The organism is Pseudomonas sp. IT-P44 (assembly GCF_949768225.1).
Classification (GTDB): domain Bacteria; phylum Pseudomonadota; class Gammaproteobacteria; order Pseudomonadales; family Pseudomonadaceae; genus Aquipseudomonas; species Aquipseudomonas migulae.
Map to the genome: position 1 here is coordinate 233,541 of NZ_CATKQM010000046.1, position 19,704 is coordinate 253,244.

Consider the following 19,704-nt stretch of genomic DNA (forward strand, 5'->3'; position numbering starts at 1 on the left):
TCTCCAAATATTAGCGTTTTGCGTTCAAAAAACCCACTTCATGCCACTTTCCACCACTTGCGCACACTATAGGAATGCGGCCACCGCACCGTCAAGGCGCGGATTAAAGGAAAACCCTTACAGAACTGAGATTTAGGAGCGTATTGGGAGGGGTAACGGCAATCTGGCGGATGAATTTGCTCGATAACTTGAATCAGCACAGAAGGCTGCGTTCAGAAGTTAAAGTAGTTTGTTAAGAGTAAGATTTTTTCGGTATTACAAAAGAGGTTATGCGATTGATTGTGCAGGAGGGAAATTGCCATTACGAGCGCCCTGCTCAACGATTCAAACAGGGAGGGAAAAAGGTGGAGAGTCGATCTGTAAGCCGGGTTCTGTCTTGAACAGTCATTCGTCTACGATGGCCATCACTGGACATCTTTAGCAACCTACCCGGTCCCAGCGCGGGCCACGCCTTGGGACCCTATTTGGTCTTGCTCCAAGTGGGGTTTACCTAGCCACGAACTGTTGCCAGACGTGCGGTGCGCTCTTACCGCACCTTTTCACCCTTACCGGCGCCGAAGCGCTTAGGCGGTTATTTTCTGTGGCACTTTCCGTAGGCTCACGCCTCCCAGGCATTACCTGGCACTTCGCCCTATGGAGCCCGGACTTTCCTCCCCCCCCTAATTTTCATAGAGGGCAGCGACTGTCCGATCGACTCTCCGCCGCGAAGGTTAACGGCAGAGCGGCCGAAGAACAAGCGTTAAACGCCATCAGCCACGCCTGCACGTCGGGATTTACTCGCCCTTCTGCTTATCCAGCGCGACCTGATACAGGACATTCTTGCGTTCGCCGGTAATTTGCGCGGCCAATGCTGCGGCCCGCTTGAGCGGCATTTCTTCGAGCAACAGATTGAGGATGCGCATGGCTTCACTGCTGACGGCATCTTCCGTCTCGGGGGCGGACCAGCCCGCCACCAACACCACGCACTCACCGCGCTGCTGATTGCTGTCCGACTCGACAAACTCACGCAGCTCGGCCAATGGCAGGCCTTTCAGGGTTTCGAAGGTTTTGGTCAGTTCGCGCGCCAGCAACGCCAGACGCTCGCCACCGAAGACCAGCTCCATGTCTTGCAGGCATTCCAGGATCCGGTGCGGGGCCTCGTAGAAAATCAGCGTGCGCGGCTCTTCCTTTACCAACTCCAGACGAGCCCGACGACCGACCGCCTTGGCCGGCAGGAAGCCTTCGAAGATAAAACGGTCCGACGGCAAACCCGCCGCCGACAGCGCCGCAATCAATGCACAAGCCCCCGGGACCGGCACGACATTGATTCCGGCCGCACGGGCCTGACGCACCAAGTGATAACCCGGATCAGAGATCAGCGGCGTCCCGGCGTCGGAGATCAGCGCCACATCGTCACCGGCAAGCAGGCGGGTAATAAAGCGGCTACCTTCATCCCGCTCGTTGTGTTCGTGGCAAGCCGCCAGCGGCGTGGGGATGCCGAAATGCTGCATCAACCGCTGGGAGTGACGGGTGTCTTCGGCAGCGATCAATGCCACTTCGCGCAGGATCTTCAGCGCGCGCGCACTGATGTCGTCCAGGTTGCCGATGGGCGTCGCCACCACATAAAGCGAGCCAGCAGCGGAATTCAAAGCACCTGGAGCAGTCAAAGCGCACACCTCATGATCGGTAAAAGCCGCCATTGTAGCGCGTAGCGACGATTGCGATACGCGCAAGCAGCCCCGGGTTTTTCAGGCTACGGTGCAGTGCTGCAACATTTGTACGAGCTAAATTGATCGATTCACGCCAGTAGCATCGCGCCCCGGCCAGTGCTTGGGTACAATTCCACGCTTATTTGATCGAGTATCAGGAACACTACATGATCGCTTGCCTGCGGCTGTTCACTGCCCTCTGCCTCGCTGCCTTGCTGGCGGCTTGCGCCAGCTCGCCCTCTTCCAGCCTTGGCGAACTTCCACGGACCCCGGATGCCAGTATCGAGCAACTGCTCGATCAGGCCGCCAAAAGCAAAACGCCGGAACAAGCCGCGCTGTTTCGCCTGAGCGCGGCCGACCTCGCTTATCGCCAGGGCAATGCCGGCCAGTCCGCGCAAATCCTGCAACAAGTGCCGGTCGAGCAACTCAAGCCAGGCCAACAGGTCTTCGCCAACACGCTGGCGGCCGAACTGGCCATGACCCGCAATCAGCCGAAAGCGGCGCTGACCGCTTTGAGCCATCCAAGCCTGCAACGCCTGGGTGAATTGCCGGAGGAACAACAGATTCGCACCGGCACCGTGCACGCTCGCGCCCTTGAGGCCGATGGCCAGACCCTCGCCGCCGCACGGGAGCGTATTTTCATCGCGCCGATGTTGAGCGGTGAAGCGGCAGGCAAAAACCACGAAGCTATCTGGACCCTGATCGCTTCGCTGCCAACCGACCAATTGCAGCCAACCACCAAGGACGACCTCGGTGGCTGGATGGGCCTGGCGCTCGCGGTTAAAACGGCCGGCACGCTTGAGCAGCAACAAGCTGCGATCGACAACTGGCGCGCCCAGAACCCTAAACACCCGGCCGCCATTCAGTTGCCGCTGTCACTGACCAAACTCAAGGAACTGGCCAGCCAGCCTCTGAGCAAGATCGCCCTGCTGCTGCCGCAAGACGGCCCGCTGGCATCGGTCGGCAAAGCGCTTCGCGAAGGTTTCATGGCAGCGCACTACCAGGCTCAACAGGCCGGCCAGAAGCCGCCTGCCATCGAGTTCTATGACAGCTCGCGCCTGACTTCCCTTGACGAGTTCTATCGCAAGGCTCAGGCCGATGGCGTGCAACTGGTCGTCGGTCCGCTGGAAAAACCACTGGTCAAACAGCTCAGCACTCGCCCACAACTGCCGATCACGACCCTGGCGCTGAACTACAGCGAAGGCGAACAAGGCCCGGCCCAGTTGTTCCAGTTCGGTCTTGCCGCTGAAGACGAAGCCCGCGAAGTATCCCGTCGCGCTCGCGCCGATGGCCTGCATCGCGCCGCGATCATGGTGCCAAAAGGCGAATGGGGCGACCGCGTACTCCGGGCGTTCAGCCAGGACTGGCAGGCAAACGGCGGTAGCATCGTTGCCACCGAGCGCGTTGACCAGCCAGTGCAACTGGCCCAGCAGATTGCCGACATGTTCCAGCTGCGCCAGAGCGAAGGTCGTGCCAAGAGCCTGCAAAGCACCGTCGGTTCGCAGGTCGCTGCCCAGCCTTCGCGTCGCCAGGACATCGAGTTCATCTTCCTGGCCGCCACACCTCAGCAAGCCCAGCAGATCAAACCGACCCTGAACTTCCAATACGCAGGCGATGTGCCGGTTTACGCCACCTCCCACGTATTCAGTGCCAGCGGCGACGTGAACCAGTACAACGACATGAACGGCATTCGCTTCTGCGAAACCCCATGGTTGCTGGACGCCAATGACCCGCTGCGCAAGCAAGTGACCACACAATGGCCACAAGCCGCCGGCAGCCTGGGTCGTTTGTATGCGATGGGCGTCGACGCCTACCGCCTGGCTCCGCGCCTGGGGCAACTCAAGGCGCTGCCGGACAGCCGCATCGAAGGTCAATCGGGTAGCCTGGGCATGACTCAGAACCAGCGCGTCGTGCGCCAGTTGCCGTGGGCACAGTTCGCCAACGGCCAGGTTCAACGCCTGCCGGACACCCCGCGCTGATGCCTGACCGGTCACGCCAGCAAAGCGGTAAAGATGCCGAGCGCCATGCGCTCGAGCATCTGCAACAACAGGGTCTGCGCCTGCTGGCGCAGAACTGGTTGTGTAAACGCGGCGAGCTTGATCTGGTCATGCTTGATGGCGATACAGTAGTATTCGTTGAAGTTCGCTATAGAAAAAACACTCAATGGGGTGGCGCGCTCGATAGCATCGATGAGCGCAAACGGCAGAAACTGATTTTTGCCGCGCAGTATTTTCTTCAGCGCGAGTCGCGTTGGGCCAATTCCCCTTGCCGTTTCGACGTGGTTGCCATCGACAGCAGCCTCGATCAGTTGAACTGGCTGCAGAATGCCTTCGACAGCTGATCGCGTGCGTCCCGAACCGGACACTTTCACCCGACAATTTTGCTCTTTGCTTTGCGGGCTGCACATTCATGTGCCGAGTAGCCGCGCTAATTAAGGTCACACAGATGGACATGCAATCCCGAATTCGCCAGCTTTTTCAGGCCAGTATCGACACCAAGCAAATGGCGATGGACGTACTTGCACCGCACATCGAGCAAGCCAGCCAAGTGATGGTCAACGCCCTGCTCAACGAGGGCAAAATGCTCTCCTGCGGCAACGGCGGTTCCGCGGGCGATGCCCAGCATTTTTCGTCCGAGCTGCTCAACCGCTTCGAACGTGAGCGTCCGAGCCTGCCGGCCATCGCGTTGACCACCGACAGCTCGACGATCACCTCGATCGCCAACGACTACAGCTACAACGAAATCTTCTCCAAGCAGATCCGCGCACTCGGCCAGCCGGGCGACGTACTGCTGGCGATTTCCACCAGCGGCAACTCGGCGAACATTATTCAAGCGATCCAGGCCGCACATGATCGCGAAATGATTGTCGTAGCATTGACGGGCCGCGATGGTGGCGGCATGGCGTCGCTGCTATTGCCCGAGGACGTCGAGATTCGCGTACCGGCCAACGTCACCGCACGTATTCAGGAAGTCCACCTGCTGGCGATCCATTGCCTTTGCGATTTGATCGACAGCCAACTGTTCGGGAGTGAAGAATGACCCCTAATCGCCTAGGCCTTCTGGCCTTGACCCTGTGCCTCGGCATCAGCGGCTGCACCTCGGTGGTGAATGCCAGCCGTGAAGCGCCGATCGATGATGATCGCGGCACACGCACCTTAGGCAGCAAGATCGACGACTCTCTGATCGACACCAAAGTCGGCGTGAACATCGCCAAGGCCGATCCAGCCCTGGACAACGATTCGCACATCGTCGTCACCAGCTTCAACGGCGTCGTACTGCTCGCCGGCCAAACGCCGCGCGCCGACCTCAAGGCCAAGGCCGAACAGGCCGCTGCCGCCGTGCAGCGCGTGAAAACGGTGCACAACGAACTGCAGGTGCTGCCGCCCTCCGGCTTCCTCGCCCGCCAGAACGACACCTGGCTGACCTCCAAGATCAAGACCCAGATGCTCACCGATCCGAACATTCCGGGCTCTCGCATCAAGGTTGTCACTGAAAACGGCATCGTCTATTTGCTGGGTCTGCTGACCAAGCAGGAAGCCGCCCAGGCGACCAATCTGGTGCAGGGTGTTTCCGGCGTGCAGAAGATTGTGAAGCTGTTTGAGTACATCGACTGATACTAGCGGCGATCTAGAGACCACCATCACCCTGTAGGAGCACGGCTTGCCGGCGAAGGCGATTTCGAGGACGCCTTCGCCGGCAAACGGAACGCCGCCCGGCCGCTCCTACAGGTAATAAAAAAGGCGATCCTTTCGGATCGCCTTTTTTATTACTTCACCACTTTCAAACTTGGCCGACCGCTTGGGCGCGGCGGCTCACTGTCCGGCGGCGGAAGATCATCATCCGGCTCGATCTCTTCCTCGTCTTCCATAGGCGATTCCAGATCGAACACCATGCCCTGACCGTTCTCCCGAGCGTAAATGCCCAGGATCGATGCGATAGGCACGTACAGGGTGTGCGGCACGCCACCGAAGCGTCCCTCGAAGCTGACCGCTTCGTTATCCATGTGCAGATGACGCACGGCGGCCGGCGATACGTTCAGGACAATCTGTCCGTCACTGGCAAAACCCTGAGGCACCTGCACCGACGGATACTCGGAATTGACCAGCATGTGCGGGGTGCAATCGTTGTCCACAATCCACTCGTAGAGCGCGCGGACCAGATAAGGTCGACTGGAGTTCATAGCGGCTCCTTAAGCCTTAGCGCATATCGCGTTCGACGCCAGACAGACTCGCCTGGAAAGCCTCACGCGCAAACGAGCGCTCCATATAATCAAGCAACGGCTTGGCGGGCCGTGGCAGTTCAATACCCAAAATCGGCAAACGCCAGAGTATTGGTAGTAGGCAGCAATCCACCAGACTTTGTTCCTCGCTGAGGAAAAACGGCTTGTCGGCGAACAGCGGCGACACGCCAGTCAGGCTTTCGCGCAGCTCTTTACGAGCAACGACACGGGCAGCTTCCTTGGTCCGCGAATCCAGAATCAGATCCACCAGACCACACCAGTCACGCTGAATACGATGAATCAGCAAACGGCTGTTGGCACGCGCCACTGGATAAACCGGCAGCAAAGGCGGATGCGGGTAACGCTCATCCAGATATTCCATCACCACGGTCGACTCCCACAACGCCAGGTCACGATCGACCAGGGTGGGCAGGCTTCCGTAAGGGTTCACCTCAATCAGTTTAGGCGGCTGGCGGCCAGCTTCCACGTAAATGATCTCGGCGCTGACACCCTTCTCTGCAAGTACGATGCGCACTCGGTGGGAATAGTGGTCGGCGGGGTCGGAGTAACAGGCCAACCGATTGGTCACGCCCATGGCGGTCCTCCTCGCTTGTTGAAATTATCGGAAGCGGAAAAACGAGCGCGCCCAGAGGGCGTCTCCCGTAACGCCTGGATAAACCAGACTCGTTACACCTTCAGAGACGCCCTTGGGCGCGCGCGATTAACAGCAATTGCTTGAAACTTTATCAGTGCACATCTTTCCAGTATTCGCGCTTGAGCAAGTAGGCGAATACGAAGAAGAACGCCAGGTACAGCAAGACGTAGGTACCAATGCGCTGATGCTGCAGCTTAACCGGGTTAGCCGAGTAAGCGAGGAAGGTTACCAGATTCTTGACCTTCTCATCGAACTGCTCTTCGGTCAGAGCACCGCTCTTCGGCACGATGGTCAGCTGATCGCACGCTTCATGAGTCAGCGCGGTACCGGTCAGCGGATCATATTGCTTCTTGCCGTCTTCGACGATCTGGACCTGTTTGCAACCGACGACCTGACGACCTTGCAGGCCCACCAGGACGTTCGGCATGCCCACGTTCGGGAAGACCTTGTTGTTCACGCCCCAAGGACGCGACGGATCTTCGTAGAACGACTTCAGGTAGCCGTAGAGCCAGTCCGTACCGCGAACACGAGCTACCAGGGTCAGGTCAGGCGGTGCAGCACCGAACCAGGTCTTGGCGTCAGCCGGCTGCATGCCGATGCTCATGTGGTCGCCGATCTTGGCGCCAGTGAACACCAGCTTCGACAGCATCAGATCGTGAGGAATGCCCAGATCGTCGGCAACACGCTCGTAGCGCTGGAACTTGGCGCTGTGGCAGCCCATGCAGTAGTTGGCGAATGTACGCGCGCCATCTTGCATGGCGGCCTTGTCGGAAACGTCGATGTCGACCTTTTCCAACTCAGGACCACCGTGCTCGGCAGCGAAGGACAGTACAGGCAAAGCAGCAAGAATCAGTACAGCAAATAGCTTTTTCATCAGCCAGTCACCCTTTCCGGAACCGGTTTGGTCTTCTCGAGCCTGGTGTAGAAAGGCATCAGAATGAAGTAGGCGAAGTACAGGAAAGTACACACCTGCGACAGCAACGTACGGCCTGGAGTCGGCGCCAGAACACCCAGCACGCCCAGAATCACGAACGAGATGCAGAACACCCAGAGCCAGATTTTGCTCAACCAGCCTTTGTAGCGCATCGACTTGACCGGGCTACGGTCCAGCCATGGCAGGACGAACAGTACAGCGATGGCCGCACCCATGGCGATAACGCCCAGGAGCTTGTCCGGAACCGCCCGCAGAATCGCGTAGAACGGTGTGAAGTACCAGACCGGAGCAATGTGCTCTGGGGTCTTGAACGCGTTCGCCACTTCAAAGTTCGGCTTCTCGAGGAAGTAGCCGCCCATTTCCGGGAAGAAGAACACGATCGAGCAGAAGATGAACAGGAACACCACCACGCCGACGATATCTTTCACGGTGTAGTACGGGTGGAAGGCAATGCCGTCCAGCGGTACGCCGTTTTCGTCTTTGTATTTCTTGATGTCCACGCCGTCCGGGTTGTTCGAGCCGACTTCGTGCAGCGCCAGAACGTGCAGCACCACCAGACCGAGAATCACGATCGGCAGGGCAACAACGTGCAGGGCAAAGAAGCGGTTCAGCGTGATACCGGAAATCAGGTAGTCACCACGGATCCACTGAGTCAGGTCGTTACCGATGACCGGGATCGCACCGAACAGCGAGATGATCACCTGGGCACCCCAGTAGGACATCTGGCCCCACGGCAACAGGTAACCCATGAAGGCTTCCGCCATCAGCGCCAGGTAGATCAGCATGCCGAAGACCCACACCAGCTCACGCGGCTTCTGATACGAACCGTAGAGCAAGCCACGGAACATGTGCAGATAAACCACGATGAAGAACGCCGAAGCGCCGGTGGAGTGCAGCAGACGCAGGATCGAGCCGTACTCGACGTCGCGCATGATGTATTCGACGGAAGCAAACGCTTCTTCCGCCGACGGGGTGTAGCTCATGGTCAGCCAGACACCGGTAACGATCTGGTTGACCAGAACGAGCAGCGCCAGGGAACCAAAGAAGTAGAAGAAGTTGAAGTTCTTCGGGGCGTAGTACTTGCTGAGATGGTCTTCCCACATTTTGGTCGCGGGAAAGCGCGCATCAACCCAATCCATGAACTTGCTCATCACGCTTTCTCCGTATCGACGCCAATGACAATAATCTCATTGGTCTCATAGGAATGCGGGGGAACTGGCAGGTTCAAAGGCGCAGGTTGCGACTTGTAGACGCGGCCAGCCAGATCGTAGTGGGAACCGTGGCACGGGCAGAAATAGCCGCCTACCCAGTCCTTGCCCAGATCAGCAGGTGCCACTTCGGGACGGAAGGTCGGCGAGCAACCCAAGTGCGTACAGATACCGATCAGCAGCAGAACCTCTGGCTTGATCGAACGCGTAACCGGGTCGACATAGGTCGGTTGTGTCGAGTTCTTGGAGGTCGGGTCAGCCAGCTGGCCCTCGATCTTTTTCAGATTCCCCAGGATTTCCTCGGTACGGCGGACAATGAACACCGGCTGACCGCGCCACTCAGCAATCATCTGCTGGCCTGGCTCGATTTTGCTGACATTCACTTTCACCGGTGCACCTGCGGCTTTCGCCTTGGCACTGGGAAACCATGACCCCACGAACGGGACCGCAGCCCCCACCGCTCCTGCAGCACCCACCACGGATGTGGCTGCTACCAAGAAGCGACGCCGGCCTGCATTCACGCCGTCATTGCTCATTCAGTCCTCTCCCATCAGCTTTGTGGCCTGTTAAATCAGGCATCTACTAAGTAAAACTATGTACTTATAAAAATTTTGCCGAATGGTAATGAAAAGCCCCAATTCTGACAAGGTAATTACCGAAGGGCTCCACTGCCAAGCCTTGTAGTATAGGGGCTCTGCGGATGTGGCAAGTTGTCACAGAGCAATTCTTTGATAAATCGCACCCATAAAAAAACGCCCAGCTCCGTGAGGAAACTGGGCGTTCTTTTTGAACGTGAAAGCGAATTAACGCTTCGAGTACTGCGGACGCTTACGCGCTTTACGCAGACCGACTTTCTTACGTTCAACTTCACGGGCGTCGCGGGTAACGAAGCCAGCTTTGCGCAGAGCGCTACGCAGGGTTTCGTCGTAGTCCATCAGAGCGCGAGTGATGCCGTGGCGGATTGCGCCAGCTTGACCACTTACACCACCGCCGATCACGGTGACGTAGATGTCGAACTTCTCGACAGTCTCAGTCAATTCCAGCGGCTGACGAACTACCATGCGGGCAGTTTCGCGGCCGAAGAAATTATCCAGCGAACGGTTGTTGATGGAGATGTTACCAGTACCCGGACGCAGGAAAACGCGTGCGGTTGCGGTCTTGCGACGGCCAGTGCCGTAATTTTGAGTCGCCGACATAATGAACTATTCCGTTAAAACTTCAGTTCTTGGGGCTGCTGAGCAGTATGAGGGTGTACAGCGCCCGCATAGACTTTCAGCTTACGATACATGTCGCGACCCAGCGGGTTCTTAGGCAGCATGCCTTTGACCGCGGTCTCGATCACGCGCTCAGGGGCTTTAGCGATCAGCTTTTCGAAGTTGATCGACTTGATGCCGCCCGGGAAACCGGAGTGGGAGTAGTAGATTTTGTCGGTGGTTTTAGCACCGGTTACACGAATCTGCTCGGCATTGATAACGACGATGTAATCGCCGGTGTCAACGTGAGGAGTGTACTCAGCTTTATGCTTGCCACGCAGACGGCTCGCGATTTCGGTGGCCAGACGACCCAGGGTCTGACCTGCAGCGTCGACGACAAACCAGTCGCGCTGTACTGTTTCCGGTTTAGCAGTAAAAGTTTTCATTCTTTATAGCCTCAGGGGCCGCCCTGTAAATTAGACGGCGGATCTTACTGAATAGTGCGTACTTTGACAAGTCAAAGGCAGCCGGATACAGACGCTTTCGGGGGCTCGGGTCGGCGCGTCCGTTCAACGGCAAGATTCTTCGGCGGCGGCGCATCACTTCCACTGCAGAAAGAGGTGCGCAATTATGCAGATTGCGAAAAATATTTCAACCTGCTTTTATGATTGTTTTGCCCAAGGAGCACCTGATGGATTATCGACAGCTAGGCCGAACCAATCTGAACGTGAGCGCCATCTGCCTCGGAACCATGACCTGGGGCGAGCAAAACAGTGAAGCTGAAGCCTTCGCACAGATTGAACGGGCCAAAAGCGCCGGGATCAATTTCATCGACACCGCCGAGATGTACCCGGTACCACCGAAAGCCGAAACCTACGCCACCACCGAGCGCTACATCGGCAATTATTTCAAAAGCCGCGGTGATCGCGCCGACTGGATCCTGGCCAGCAAGATCGCCGGCCCCGGCAACACCATCGACTACATCCGCGACAAAAACCTGCGCCACAACCGCCAGCACATCACCGAAGCCGTGGATGCGAGCCTCAAGCGCCTGCAGACCGACTACATCGACCTCTATCAATTGCACTGGCCGGAACGCAGCACCAATTTCTTCGGTCAACTGGGCTACAAACACAAGAGCGAAGCGAACCTGACCCCGCTGGAGGACACTCTCGAAGCGCTGGACGAACAGGTCAAGGCCGGCAAGATCCGCCACATCGGCCTGTCCAACGAAACACCGTGGGGCACCATGCGTTTCCTGGCACTGGCCGAAGCCCGTGGCTGGCCGCGTGCAGTGTCGATCCAGAACCCGTACAACCTGCTCAACCGCAGCTTCGAAGTCGGCCTGGCGGAAATCGCCATCCGCGAACAGTGCGGCCTGCTGGCCTATTCGCCGCTGGCGTTCGGTTTCCTGTCGGGCAAGTACGAAGGTGGCGCGCGTCCGCCGAAAGGTCGCCTGAGCCTCTACAGCCGCTTCAGCCGCTATTTCAATCCACAGTCGGAAGCCGCCTGCAGCCGTTATGTGGCGCTGGCCCGCGAGCACGGTCTGGACCCGGCGCAAATGGCCTTGGCGTTTGTGACGCAGCAGCCGTTCGTGACCAGCAACATCATCGGCGCGACGACGCTGGAACAACTGGACAGCAACATTGCCAGCTTCGAGCTGAAACTTTCCGATGAAGTGCTGGCGGGGATCGAGGCGATCCACAAGGATCACCCGAATCCAGCACCGTAACCCGCACATGTAGGAGCTGGCTTGCTGGCGATTGGGACAACGCGGTTACAGCCAAAACCGCGTCGCTTCAATCGCCGACAAACCGGCTCCTACAGTGACCGCGCAATAATCTCCTTCATGATTTCGTTGGTGCCAGCATAAATCCGCTGCACCCGCGCATCCGCCCACGCCCGGGCGATCGGGTATTCCCACATGAACCCGTAGCCGCCATGCAACTGCACGCACTCGTCGAGCACCTTGCATTGCAGGTCCGTGCCCCAATACTTGGCCATCGCCGCCGTCGGCACATCGAGCTTGCCTTGCAGGTGCAACTCCAGGCAGCGATCGACGAAGACCCGGCCAATCTGGATCTCGGTCGCCATCTCCGCCAGCTTGAAACGGGTGTTCTGGAAGTCGGCAATCGCCTTACCGAACGCCTTGCGCTCGCGGGTGTATTCCAGCGTCCATTGCAGCGCAGCCTCAGCCGATGCCAGTCCGCCAACAGCAACCGTCAGACGCTCTTGCGGCAATTCCTGCATCAGATACGCGAAGCCCATCCCGGCCTGGCCCAGCAGGTTTTCTTTCGGCACGCGAACATCCTGGAAGAACAGCTCCGAGGTGTCCTGCGCTTTCATGCCGACTTTTTCCAGGCGCTTGCCCTTGGCAAAACCCGGCGTGTCGGCCTCGACCAGAAACAGGCTGGTACCCTTCGCGCCTGCCTTCGGATCGGTCTTGGCCACGACAATCACCAGGTCCGCGAGATAGCCGTTGGTGATGAATGTCTTCGAACCGTTGATCACATATTCATCGCCATCGAGCACCGCCGTGGTTTTCACCCCTTGCAGGTCGGAACCGGCACCCGGCTCGGTCATGGCAATCGCGGTGACCATCTCGCCGGACACCAGTTTTGGCAGGTATTTGTGTTTCAGCGTTTCGCTGCCGTAATGCAGGATGTACGGCGCGACGATGTCGGAATGCAGGGAAAAACCGATCCCGGTCAGCCCCAGACGACCCACCTCTTCGATCACCACCGCACTGTAGAGAAAATCCGCTCCCAGCCCGCCGTACTCTTCCGGCAGGTGCGAACAGAGCATCCCCGCCTCCCCTGCCTTGTTCCAGAGTTGGCGGTCGATATAGCCTTGTTTTTCCCATTGCCCATGAAACGGCACGGCCTCTTTTTCGAGGAAGGTTCGCACGCTGTCGCGAAAAAGTTCGTGCTCGGAACTGAACAAGGTTCTGGGGATCATGCGGCACCTGTCGTTATTGTTAGAAGGAATAGACCTTCAGAGACTAAGCCTCGCTTCCGATACAGGACACTGGACACATCCGACAAAAAATAAGACGATCCAGCCGTCTGGTGACCACTTTCCCCTATAAGAATAAAGTTGAATTATGTCTAACCAAGTCTCCACGCCCTTGCGGCGCGTCAGCATCCTGGCTATCGACCGGGTTTTCGCTTCCACCCTCATGCAAGCCAAGGATTTCTTCCACCTGGCCAGCCTACGTTACGGCAAACAACTGGGCCAGGGCCTGACACCGGCGTTCGAAACGCGCCTGGTCAGCCCCGACGGCAAACCGGTCAACAGCTTCAGCGACGTGATCATGCCGGTGGACGGCGGCCTGGAAAACGCTGACGTCATCATCCTCCCGGCGTTCTGGGACGATTTCGAAACCCTTTGCCAACGTTATCCACAGATCCTGCCGTGGTTGCGCCAGCAGCATGCGCGCGGCGCGGTACTGTGCGGCGAGGCCACCGGGGTGTTCTGGCTCGCCGAAGCCGGGCTGCTCGACGGCAAGGAAGCGACCACTTACTGGCGCTTCTTCAACGCCTTTGCCGAGCGCTTCCCGAGGGTTTACCTCAATCAGGACAAGCACCTGACCGACGCCGACAACCTCTATTGCGCCGGCGGCACCACGTCGGCGTGCGACCTCTATATCTACCTGATCGAGCGTTTCTGCGGCGCCAACGTGGCCCAGGCCGTGGCCCGCGACATTCTCTATGAAGTGCAGCGCAGCTACTCGCCGGGACGCATCGGTTTCGGTGGCCAGAAGCTGCACCAGGACGTGATCATCCTGCAGATCCAGCATTGGCTCGAAGAGCACTTCGCCGACAAGTTCCGCTTCGAGGACGTTGCGCGCGAGCATGGCATGAGCATCCGCAACTTCATGCGCCGCTTCCAGACCGCCACCGGCGACAAGCCGCTGCATTACCTGCAACGCCTGCGCATTGAAACGGCAAAGGGCTTGCTGTCCGGCAGTCGCAAGAGCATCAAGACCATCAGTTATGAAGTCGGCTATGACGATGCGAGCTTCTTCGCGCGACTGTTCCGCCAGCACACCGAGTTGTCGCCGAACCAGTATCGCCAGCAGTTTCAGCAAGCGGCGTAAAACCCCGCAAACCCTGTAGGAGCACAGCTCGCTGGCGATGGCATCCTTGAGATAGCCATCGCCGGCAAGCCGTGCTCCTACAGGGGATCTGCAACGCACAAAAAAGGCCTGCAATTGCAGGCCTTTTTCATTTTCCGAAATTTCCTACGGCTTATGCGCCCGGGACAGGAATTCGTGGGATTGCATTTCCAGCAGACGGCTGAGGGTGCGCTGGAACTCGAAGTTCAGGCGACCGCCGGTGTAGAGGTCTTTGAGCTCGACTTCGGCGGAAATGATCAGCTTCACGTTACGGTCGTAGAACTCGTCGACCATGTTGATAAAGCGCCGGGCGATGTCGTCGGTGGTGACGCTCATTTGCTCGACACCGCTGAGCAGCACGGCGTGGAAGATCTTGCCCAGTTCGATGTAATCGTTCTGGCTGCGTGGGCCGTCGCAGAGTTCGCGGAAGTCAAACCAGGCCACGTCATCGCAGGTGCGCAAGGCACGAATTTCGCGGTTCTCGATGATCAGCACATCGTTCTCGATGGCCGCCGTGCATTCCGGCGTCAGCGCACGGAAGCTCTTGCGCAGGCTTTCGTGAGACGCTTCATCGAGCGGGAAGTGGAACAGCTCCGCTTGCTCGAGGTGACGCAGACGATAGTCGACGCCGCTGTCGACGTTGACGATCTCGGTGTTCTGCTTGATCAGCGCGATGGCCGGCAGGAAGCGCGCACGCTGCAAGCCGTCCTTGTACAAACCGTCCGGGACGATGTTCGAAGTGGCGACCAGGGTCACGCCGTTCTTGAACAGCTCTTCCATCAGCGTGCCGAGGATCATCGCGTCGGTGATGTCGGAAACGAAGAATTCATCGAAGCAGATCACTCGCGACTCGTCGGAGAAACGCTTGGCGATGATGGTCAGCGGGTTTTTCTCGCCGCCGAGGGTCTTCATCTCTTCGTGCACACGCTTCATGAAGCGGTGGAAGTGAGTCCGGGTCTTTTCCTTGAACGGCAGCGCTTCGAAGAAGGTGTCGACCAGGTAAGTCTTACCGCGACCTACGCCGCCCCAGAAATACAGGCCCTTGACCGGCGCCTGTTCTTTCTTGCCAAACAGTTTGCCGAGCAGGCCCGGTTTGTTCTGCGAGGCCGCGACCAGATCGTCGTACAGGCGCTGCAAATGGCGCACGGCGGTTTCCTGCGCGGCGTCATGGAAGAATTCCGGGCGTTTCAGATCAGCTTGGTATCGTTCTAGGGGCGTCATAATTCGTTAGCAAGGCAACAAAAACGGGCCGTCACTGTAGCGATGGCCCGTGGGAATGGCAATCGGCCCTTGGTCGGACCGAGCCGTTGATTATTCCTGAACCGGCGTCAGCGCAATCCGCAGAGCGTCGATGGCAACGTCACGGGCAGCAGTGTCGGCGAACGCAGGGCTATCGGCCACGCACTCGCCTTCCAGCCAGACGCTGAAGCTCAGGTCTTCATTGCGCACGTCCAGAGGCTGGCCCGCTTGCAGTTGCTTGGTCACCTGGCCAGCGGTTTTACCGTCGGCGAAGTTGCGCGACAGCAGCAGTTGCTCGCCATCGGCCGCCAGCAGACGGAAGCGGAAACTGCCGTCGTCTTCGCGGAAGCTGACAAAACGTGCAGCTTTCGCGGCTTTCTTCTTGGTGGTCGCCGCGACTTGCGTCTGGGCCACGAAAGAACGCAAGCCGACCGCTTCGCGCAATTCGTTAAGGAAAGGCGTCGCCACGGCACGAGCCTTTTTCGCACCGATTTGCAGGATGTCTTCCAGATCAGCCGGGCGTTCGATCAATTGGTGATAACGCTCGCGAGACTCGCCCAGTTCGCTGTCGAGCAGTTGGAACAGACGATTCTTCGCCTCCCCCCAACCCAGGCCCTGCAACAGTTCGCTGCGGAATTCGTCGGACTGCGCCGGGGTGGCAAAGGCCTGGAACAGCGTGAACAGGTGCGAATTGTCTGGATCTTTGGCTTCGCCCGGCGCACGGGAGTCAGTGACGATCCGCGAGATCGCGTCTTTCATCTCTTTGGCGCTGCTGAACAACGGAATGGTGTTGTCGTAGCTCTTCGACATCTTGCGACCGTCGAGACCGGGCAGCGTCGCGACGCTTTCTTCGATCAGCGCCTCGGGCATGGTGAAGAACTCTTTGCCCTGGCCAAACAGATGGTTGAAACGCTGACCGATGTCCCGGGCCATTTCCACGTGCTGGATCTGGTCACGACCGACCGGCACCTTGTGTGCGTTGAACATCAGGATGTCCGCGGCCATCAGCACCGGATAGCTGTACAGCCCCATGGTGATACCGGCATCCGGGTCTTCGCCGGTTTCGACGTTCTTGTCCACCGAAGCCTTGTAGGCGTGGGCGCGGTTGAGCAAGCCCTTGGCGGCAACGCAGGTCAGCAGCCAGGTCAGCTCCGGGATTTCCGGGATGTCGGACTGGCGATAGAACGTCACGCGGTCCACATCCAGGCCACCGGCCAGCCAGGTCGCGGCGATTTCCAGACGCGAGCGCTGGATGCGCAGCGGGTCATCGCATTTGATCAGGGCGTGGTAGTCGGCCAGGAAGTAGAACGAATCGGCATTGCTGTCACGGCTGGCAAGGATCGCCGGGCGGATGGCGCCGGCGTAGTTGCCCAGGTGCGGCGTGCCGGTGGTGGTGATGCCGGTGAGGATACGGGTACGAGTCGTCATGGGTAATCGCTTGTCAGACTGCAATCAATTCGAAAGACGCGGCAGGATCAGATCCTTGAGATCGGTCAGCTTGCCATGAAAAAAGTGTCCGCATTCTGCCACTTTCAGCAGCTCATGGGGACGATCGAGTTTCTCGGACCAGTCGTAGACGGCTTGCGGGTCAATGACTTCATCGGTTTCCGGCTGGATCAGGGTCAGCGGGCAGTTCACCGGCAGCAGGTCGTAACCATTGAGCCGGGTGACAGCGGCGGCCACCATGAACAAATGCTTGAGCTGTTCGCCCTGCGTTTCCAGGCGTCCACCGAGACTTGCTGCAACAAAACCGCCGAAGGAGAAACCGAACAACGTCAGCGGCAAATCAGGATGTTTCGCCCGCAACCATGCGGCCGCTGCCTGGGCATCGTCGACTTCGCCGGTCCCCATGTCGTGCGTACCTTCGCTGGCACCGACTCCACGGTAATTGAAACGCAAGGTAATCAAACCGGCATCGCGCGCGGTGCGCTGCAGGGTCGAGACCACTTTGTTGAGCATGGTGCCGCCCTGCACCGGGTTCGGGTGGCAGATCAGCGCGATGCCGCGCGGCTGCTCGATATCCAGGTAAAGTGCTTCCAATTGCCCGACCGGGCCGTCAATCACTACAGGGGTTTCGCGCATAAGCAAGGAAGGAACTCCGTGACCTCGAATCGGGTCGACTCGTCTAGCAAATTGTCTGTGCCGATGTATTGCGAGTGAATCGCGGTATACAGCGCAGGTTCGAGCCGTTAACGTAAAGCAAAGCCGTTTATAGAGGAAGGACTCGTGGAACACTCGCTCTTAGTTTGGTTGTTGCCGACTCTTGCCCTGGTTGTGGGTGTCGCCATTGGATTCCTGATCGCTCGCCTGGTGCCGAACGCCGCGCCGAGCAGCACCCAACGTCAGCTGGATGACATTCAGGAACGTTTTGACAGTTATCAGAACGAGGTGGTTACCCACTTCAACAGCACTGCAAACCTGGTCAAGAAACTGACTCAGAGCTATCAGGAAGTGCAGGATCACCTCGCCGAGGGTGCCAACCGCCTGGCCCTGGACGAGCAAACCCGCCAACGCCTGCTGGCTTCGCTGCACGCCGACGCGGCAGCGGCCCCACGGGAACGCCTGACGCCACCGCGCAATCAGGAGCCGCCTCGCGACTACGCCCCCAAAGCCCCGAACGCGCCGGGCATGCTTGATGAGCATTACGGCCTGAAGAAGTAATCAGGTTTCGCGCGATACACAAAGCCCTCGGACGAGTGATTGTCCGGGGGCTTTTTTGTTGCTGATCCAATACCTTTGGTGCCGACTCGGCCCCTTCGCGGGCAAGCCCGCTCCCACAGGGATCGCGTACCTATCAAGCGACTCGGTCACTGTGGGAGCGGGCTTGCCCGCGAAGGGGCCAGAACTGGCGACACAAAAAAACCGCCCGATCTGTTTAGGATCGGGCGGTTTTTTTTACGCCTGGGGTTCAGTCAGGTGGGTAAAGGGGCTGCGTTTACTGCTGTGGATACTCTTGACCCGGAATCGCCTTGAGGTTGACCTCGACGCGACGGTTCTGTGCCCGGCCATTGACGTCGCCGTTGCTGGCAATCGGGTTATCCGGCCCGGCGCCGCGCGCCGACAGGTTGGCACCACTGACACCTTGGGACGTCAGGTAAGTCGCCACGCTCTGCGCACGACGCTGGGACAGGTCCATGTTGTGCTGACGGCTGCCGGTGCTGTCGGTGTAGCCAACGATTTCGATCTGGTTCTGGTTGAACTCTTTGAGCGAACCGGCCAGGTTGTTCAGTGGCTGATAGAAGCTGGAAGCGATGTTCGCCGAATCGGTGGCGAACGTGATGTTGCCCGGCATGATCAGCTTGATCTGATCGCCCTGACGCTGCACTTCAACACCGGTGTTGGCCATGCTGGCGCGCAGCTTTTTCTCTTGCTGGTCGGCGTAGTAACCGTAACCGGCAGCCGAAGCACCCACTACGGCGGCGCCGATCAGCGCACCCTTGCCACGGTTATCGTGGTTGATGGCGGCACCGGCCAACGCACCCGCCAGAGCGCCGAGGCCGCCGTACTTGGCGGTTTTGCTCATGCCCGTGGAACCACCGTCGGCCTGCCCCTGGCTGCTGTCATATGGGTTGGGCGAGGCGCAGCCTGACAGCAAGGCCACAGCCGTAGCGACAATAATCAAACGCTGCTTGGTGAACATGAAGAGCTCCTACTTTTTGCATTCTGGGATGCAACGGGTCTTAGGCATTGGTTCTTTGCGGGCGTTTGATCATTTCGGGCGCAGAAAATTCCGTCGATCCCCTTAAGCCCGCACAAAAGGGTTGTCGCGCATTTCATCACCCAGACGCGTATCCGGACCATGACCGGTCACCACCGTTGCGTCTTCATCAAGGGTGTACAGGCGCTGCTTGATCGAACGCACGATGGTCGCCTGATCGCCACCCCACAAATCCGTGCGCCCTACCCCGCGACGAAACAACGTGTCACCGGCAATCAGCAGCTTAGCCTCTGAAAACCAAAAGCTCATGGAACCCGGCGTATGACCTGGCGTGTGCAACGCCACGCCGCAACCGCAGGCGAGTTCTTCATCGTCGGCCAACCAGCGATCCGGCGATGGAACCGGCGTGTACGGCACACCGAACATCTGGCATTGCATCTCCAGATTGTCCCAGAGGAACTGATCCTCTTTGTGCAAGTGCAGGGTCGCGCCGGTTTTCTCCTTCAACTGACCGGAGGCCAGGAAGTGATCGAGGTGCGCATGGGTATGGATGATGCTGACAACCTTCAGGCCCAGGGCATCGAGCCGGACGAGGATCAATTCGTGATTGCCGCCCGGATCGACCACGATGGCCTTCTTCGTCACCGGATCGCCGATGATCGTGCAGTTGCACTGCAACGGGCCTACGGGGAAGGTTTCGCGGATGAGGGTCGGTTGTTGGGACATCGGGGCATGCTCGATAAAAACGGGGACGAGGGATTTCCGCACACAATTGCGTCCAGCCATTGACCGC

General features: G+C 58.6%; 21 protein-coding genes and 1 other RNA gene. 7 read left to right on the forward strand and 15 right to left on the reverse strand.

Features of this window, described 5'->3' with window-relative positions; genetic code table 11:
- Nucleotides 1-344: 344 nt before the first annotated feature.
- Together rnpB and rsmI are read right to left on the reverse strand one after the other, a co-directional pair.
- Nucleotides 345-698, reverse strand: an RNA gene (gene rnpB, locus ACM6IO_RS22535) — RNase P RNA component class A.
- A gap of 75 nt (nucleotides 699-773) precedes the next feature.
- On the reverse strand, nucleotides 774-1,679 hold the full coding sequence (rsmI, locus tag ACM6IO_RS22540) for a 16S rRNA (cytidine(1402)-2'-O)-methyltransferase (RefSeq protein ID WP_162130705.1): 906 nt from the start codon (nucleotides 1,677-1,679) through the stop codon (nucleotides 774-776).
- A 176-nt stretch (nucleotides 1,680-1,855) separates the two neighbouring features.
- Here rsmI and ACM6IO_RS22545 point away from each other — a divergent pair, with 176 nt between their 5' ends.
- From ACM6IO_RS22545 to ACM6IO_RS22560, 4 genes are all read left to right on the forward strand, one after another.
- Nucleotides 1,856-3,667 (forward strand): penicillin-binding protein activator, encoded by a 1,812-nt coding sequence (locus tag ACM6IO_RS22545; RefSeq protein ID WP_008037284.1) that lies wholly within the window; start codon nucleotides 1,856-1,858, stop codon nucleotides 3,665-3,667.
- On the forward strand, nucleotides 3,667-4,029 hold the full coding sequence (locus ACM6IO_RS22550; RefSeq protein WP_008025963.1) for a YraN family protein: 363 nt from the start codon (nucleotides 3,667-3,669) through the stop codon (nucleotides 4,027-4,029). The genes ACM6IO_RS22545 and ACM6IO_RS22550 overlap by 1 nt, the downstream gene beginning before the upstream one ends.
- Before the next feature lie 104 nt (nucleotides 4,030-4,133).
- Nucleotides 4,134-4,727, forward strand: a complete 594-nt coding sequence (locus ACM6IO_RS22555; RefSeq protein WP_008025961.1) for a phosphoheptose isomerase — start codon at nucleotides 4,134-4,136, stop codon at nucleotides 4,725-4,727.
- Nucleotides 4,724-5,302 carry a BON domain-containing protein gene (locus ACM6IO_RS22560; protein WP_008025960.1) on the forward strand — a complete coding sequence of 193 codons (579 nt, stop codon included), beginning with the start codon at nucleotides 4,724-4,726 and terminating at the stop codon, nucleotides 5,300-5,302. Before ACM6IO_RS22555 ends, ACM6IO_RS22560 begins: the two co-directional genes overlap by 4 nt.
- Nucleotides 5,303-5,454: 152 nt before the next feature.
- On the opposite strand, the gene ACM6IO_RS22565 is transcribed toward ACM6IO_RS22560, so the two are convergent.
- The 7 genes from ACM6IO_RS22565 to rplM all read right to left on the reverse strand — a co-directional run bounded on the left by ACM6IO_RS22565 (nucleotide 5,455) and on the right by rplM (nucleotide 10,343).
- A complete protein-coding gene (locus ACM6IO_RS22565) occupies nucleotides 5,455-5,868 on the reverse strand; it encodes a ClpXP protease specificity-enhancing factor (protein ID WP_008037283.1) in 414 nt (137 codons plus the stop codon).
- A gap of 16 nt (nucleotides 5,869-5,884) precedes the next feature.
- A complete protein-coding gene (locus ACM6IO_RS22570; protein ID WP_007905304.1) occupies nucleotides 5,885-6,502 on the reverse strand; it encodes a glutathione S-transferase N-terminal domain-containing protein in 618 nt (205 codons plus the stop codon).
- Nucleotides 6,503-6,653: 151 nt separating this feature from the next.
- Complete coding sequence (locus ACM6IO_RS22575) at nucleotides 6,654-7,436, reverse strand: cytochrome c1 (RefSeq protein WP_008025956.1); 783 nt, start codon at nucleotides 7,434-7,436, stop codon at nucleotides 6,654-6,656.
- Nucleotides 7,436-8,647, reverse strand: coding sequence for a cytochrome b (locus ACM6IO_RS22580; protein WP_007943720.1), 1,212 nt, complete (start codon nucleotides 8,645-8,647; stop codon nucleotides 7,436-7,438). The genes ACM6IO_RS22575 and ACM6IO_RS22580 overlap by 1 nt, the downstream gene beginning before the upstream one ends.
- Nucleotides 8,647-9,240 (reverse strand): ubiquinol-cytochrome c reductase iron-sulfur subunit, encoded by a 594-nt coding sequence (gene petA / locus ACM6IO_RS22585; RefSeq protein ID WP_008025954.1) that lies wholly within the window; start codon nucleotides 9,238-9,240, stop codon nucleotides 8,647-8,649. The genes ACM6IO_RS22580 and petA overlap by 1 nt, the downstream gene beginning before the upstream one ends.
- Before the next feature lie 267 nt (nucleotides 9,241-9,507).
- On the reverse strand, nucleotides 9,508-9,900 hold the full coding sequence (gene rpsI, locus ACM6IO_RS22590) for a 30S ribosomal protein S9 (RefSeq protein WP_003228056.1): 393 nt from the start codon (nucleotides 9,898-9,900) through the stop codon (nucleotides 9,508-9,510).
- Nucleotides 9,901-9,914: 14 nt separating this feature from the next.
- Entirely contained in the window at nucleotides 9,915-10,343 is a 429-nt protein-coding gene (gene rplM / locus ACM6IO_RS22595; protein WP_007905295.1) for a 50S ribosomal protein L13, read from the reverse strand.
- A gap of 245 nt (nucleotides 10,344-10,588) precedes the next feature.
- On the opposite strand from rplM, the gene ACM6IO_RS22600 reads away from it, so the two are divergent.
- Nucleotides 10,589-11,629, forward strand: coding sequence for an NADP(H)-dependent aldo-keto reductase (locus ACM6IO_RS22600; protein WP_008025952.1), 1,041 nt, complete (start codon nucleotides 10,589-10,591; stop codon nucleotides 11,627-11,629).
- An 89-nt stretch (nucleotides 11,630-11,718) separates the two neighbouring features.
- On the opposite strand, the gene ACM6IO_RS22605 is transcribed toward ACM6IO_RS22600, so the two are convergent.
- Complete coding sequence (locus ACM6IO_RS22605) at nucleotides 11,719-12,855, reverse strand: acyl-CoA dehydrogenase family protein (protein WP_008025951.1); 1,137 nt, start codon at nucleotides 12,853-12,855, stop codon at nucleotides 11,719-11,721.
- Between the two features lie 244 nt (nucleotides 12,856-13,099).
- On the opposite strand from ACM6IO_RS22605, the gene ACM6IO_RS22610 reads away from it, so the two are divergent.
- Complete coding sequence (locus ACM6IO_RS22610; RefSeq protein ID WP_177318159.1) at nucleotides 13,100-13,996, forward strand: GlxA family transcriptional regulator; 897 nt, start codon at nucleotides 13,100-13,102, stop codon at nucleotides 13,994-13,996.
- A gap of 144 nt (nucleotides 13,997-14,140) precedes the next feature.
- Here the strand turns inward: ACM6IO_RS22610 and zapE are convergent, their stop codons facing one another.
- The 3 genes from zapE to ACM6IO_RS22625 all read right to left on the reverse strand — a co-directional run bounded on the left by zapE (nucleotide 14,141) and on the right by ACM6IO_RS22625 (nucleotide 17,335).
- Entirely contained in the window at nucleotides 14,141-15,235 is a 1,095-nt protein-coding gene (zapE, locus tag ACM6IO_RS22615; protein ID WP_008025947.1) for a cell division protein ZapE, read from the reverse strand.
- 90 nt (nucleotides 15,236-15,325) lie between these two features.
- The gene (locus tag ACM6IO_RS22620; RefSeq protein ID WP_226298026.1) at nucleotides 15,326-16,681 is read right to left on the reverse strand and encodes a tryptophan--tRNA ligase; all 1,356 of its coding nucleotides are present in this window, start codon (nucleotides 16,679-16,681) and stop codon (nucleotides 15,326-15,328) included.
- A 24-nt stretch (nucleotides 16,682-16,705) separates the two neighbouring features.
- Entirely contained in the window at nucleotides 16,706-17,335 is a 630-nt protein-coding gene (locus ACM6IO_RS22625; protein ID WP_192228996.1) for an alpha/beta hydrolase, read from the reverse strand.
- Between the two features lie 144 nt (nucleotides 17,336-17,479).
- Between ACM6IO_RS22625 and ACM6IO_RS22630 the strand changes: the two genes are divergently transcribed.
- Nucleotides 17,480-17,914 (forward strand): YhcB family protein, encoded by a 435-nt coding sequence (locus ACM6IO_RS22630; RefSeq protein ID WP_008025941.1) that lies wholly within the window; start codon nucleotides 17,480-17,482, stop codon nucleotides 17,912-17,914.
- Nucleotides 17,915-18,188: 274 nt separating this feature from the next.
- On the opposite strand, the gene ACM6IO_RS22635 is transcribed toward ACM6IO_RS22630, so the two are convergent.
- Both ACM6IO_RS22635 and ACM6IO_RS22640 read right to left on the reverse strand, forming a co-directional pair.
- Entirely contained in the window at nucleotides 18,189-18,893 is a 705-nt protein-coding gene (locus ACM6IO_RS22635) for an OmpA family protein (protein ID WP_008037276.1), read from the reverse strand.
- A 102-nt stretch (nucleotides 18,894-18,995) separates the two neighbouring features.
- Complete coding sequence (locus ACM6IO_RS22640; RefSeq protein ID WP_414912260.1) at nucleotides 18,996-19,637, reverse strand: MBL fold metallo-hydrolase; 642 nt, start codon at nucleotides 19,635-19,637, stop codon at nucleotides 18,996-18,998.
- Nucleotides 19,638-19,704 lie beyond the last annotated feature (67 nt).

Coding starts and splice junctions, on each gene's coding strand:
- rsmI (WP_162130705.1), bottom strand. CDS start 1,679: ATGGCGGCTTTTACCGATCATGAGGTGTGCGCTTTGACTGCTCCAGGT.
- ACM6IO_RS22545 (WP_008037284.1), top strand. CDS start 1,856: ATGATCGCTTGCCTGCGGCTGTTCACTGCCCTCTGCCTCGCTGCCTTG.
- ACM6IO_RS22550 (WP_008025963.1), top strand. CDS start 3,667: ATGCCTGACCGGTCACGCCAGCAAAGCGGTAAAGATGCCGAGCGCCAT.
- ACM6IO_RS22555 (WP_008025961.1), top strand. CDS start 4,134: ATGGACATGCAATCCCGAATTCGCCAGCTTTTTCAGGCCAGTATCGAC.
- ACM6IO_RS22560 (WP_008025960.1), top strand. CDS start 4,724: ATGACCCCTAATCGCCTAGGCCTTCTGGCCTTGACCCTGTGCCTCGGC.
- ACM6IO_RS22565 (WP_008037283.1), bottom strand. CDS start 5,868: ATGAACTCCAGTCGACCTTATCTGGTCCGCGCGCTCTACGAGTGGATT.
- ACM6IO_RS22570 (WP_007905304.1), bottom strand. CDS start 6,502: ATGGGCGTGACCAATCGGTTGGCCTGTTACTCCGACCCCGCCGACCAC.
- ACM6IO_RS22575 (WP_008025956.1), bottom strand. CDS start 7,436: ATGAAAAAGCTATTTGCTGTACTGATTCTTGCTGCTTTGCCTGTACTG.
- ACM6IO_RS22580 (WP_007943720.1), bottom strand. CDS start 8,647: ATGAGCAAGTTCATGGATTGGGTTGATGCGCGCTTTCCCGCGACCAAA.
- petA (WP_008025954.1), bottom strand. CDS start 9,240: ATGAGCAATGACGGCGTGAATGCAGGCCGGCGTCGCTTCTTGGTAGCA.
- rpsI (WP_003228056.1), bottom strand. CDS start 9,900: ATGTCGGCGACTCAAAATTACGGCACTGGCCGTCGCAAGACCGCAACC.
- rplM (WP_007905295.1), bottom strand. CDS start 10,343: ATGAAAACTTTTACTGCTAAACCGGAAACAGTACAGCGCGACTGGTTT.
- ACM6IO_RS22600 (WP_008025952.1), top strand. CDS start 10,589: ATGGATTATCGACAGCTAGGCCGAACCAATCTGAACGTGAGCGCCATC.
- ACM6IO_RS22605 (WP_008025951.1), bottom strand. CDS start 12,855: ATGATCCCCAGAACCTTGTTCAGTTCCGAGCACGAACTTTTTCGCGAC.
- zapE (WP_008025947.1), bottom strand. CDS start 15,235: ATGACGCCCCTAGAACGATACCAAGCTGATCTGAAACGCCCGGAATTC.
- ACM6IO_RS22620 (WP_226298026.1), bottom strand. CDS start 16,681: ATGACGACTCGTACCCGTATCCTCACCGGCATCACCACCACCGGCACG.
- ACM6IO_RS22625 (WP_192228996.1), bottom strand. CDS start 17,335: ATGCGCGAAACCCCTGTAGTGATTGACGGCCCGGTCGGGCAATTGGAA.
- ACM6IO_RS22635 (WP_008037276.1), bottom strand. CDS start 18,893: ATGTTCACCAAGCAGCGTTTGATTATTGTCGCTACGGCTGTGGCCTTG.
- ACM6IO_RS22640 (WP_414912260.1), bottom strand. CDS start 19,637: ATGTCCCAACAACCGACCCTCATCCGCGAAACCTTCCCCGTAGGCCCG.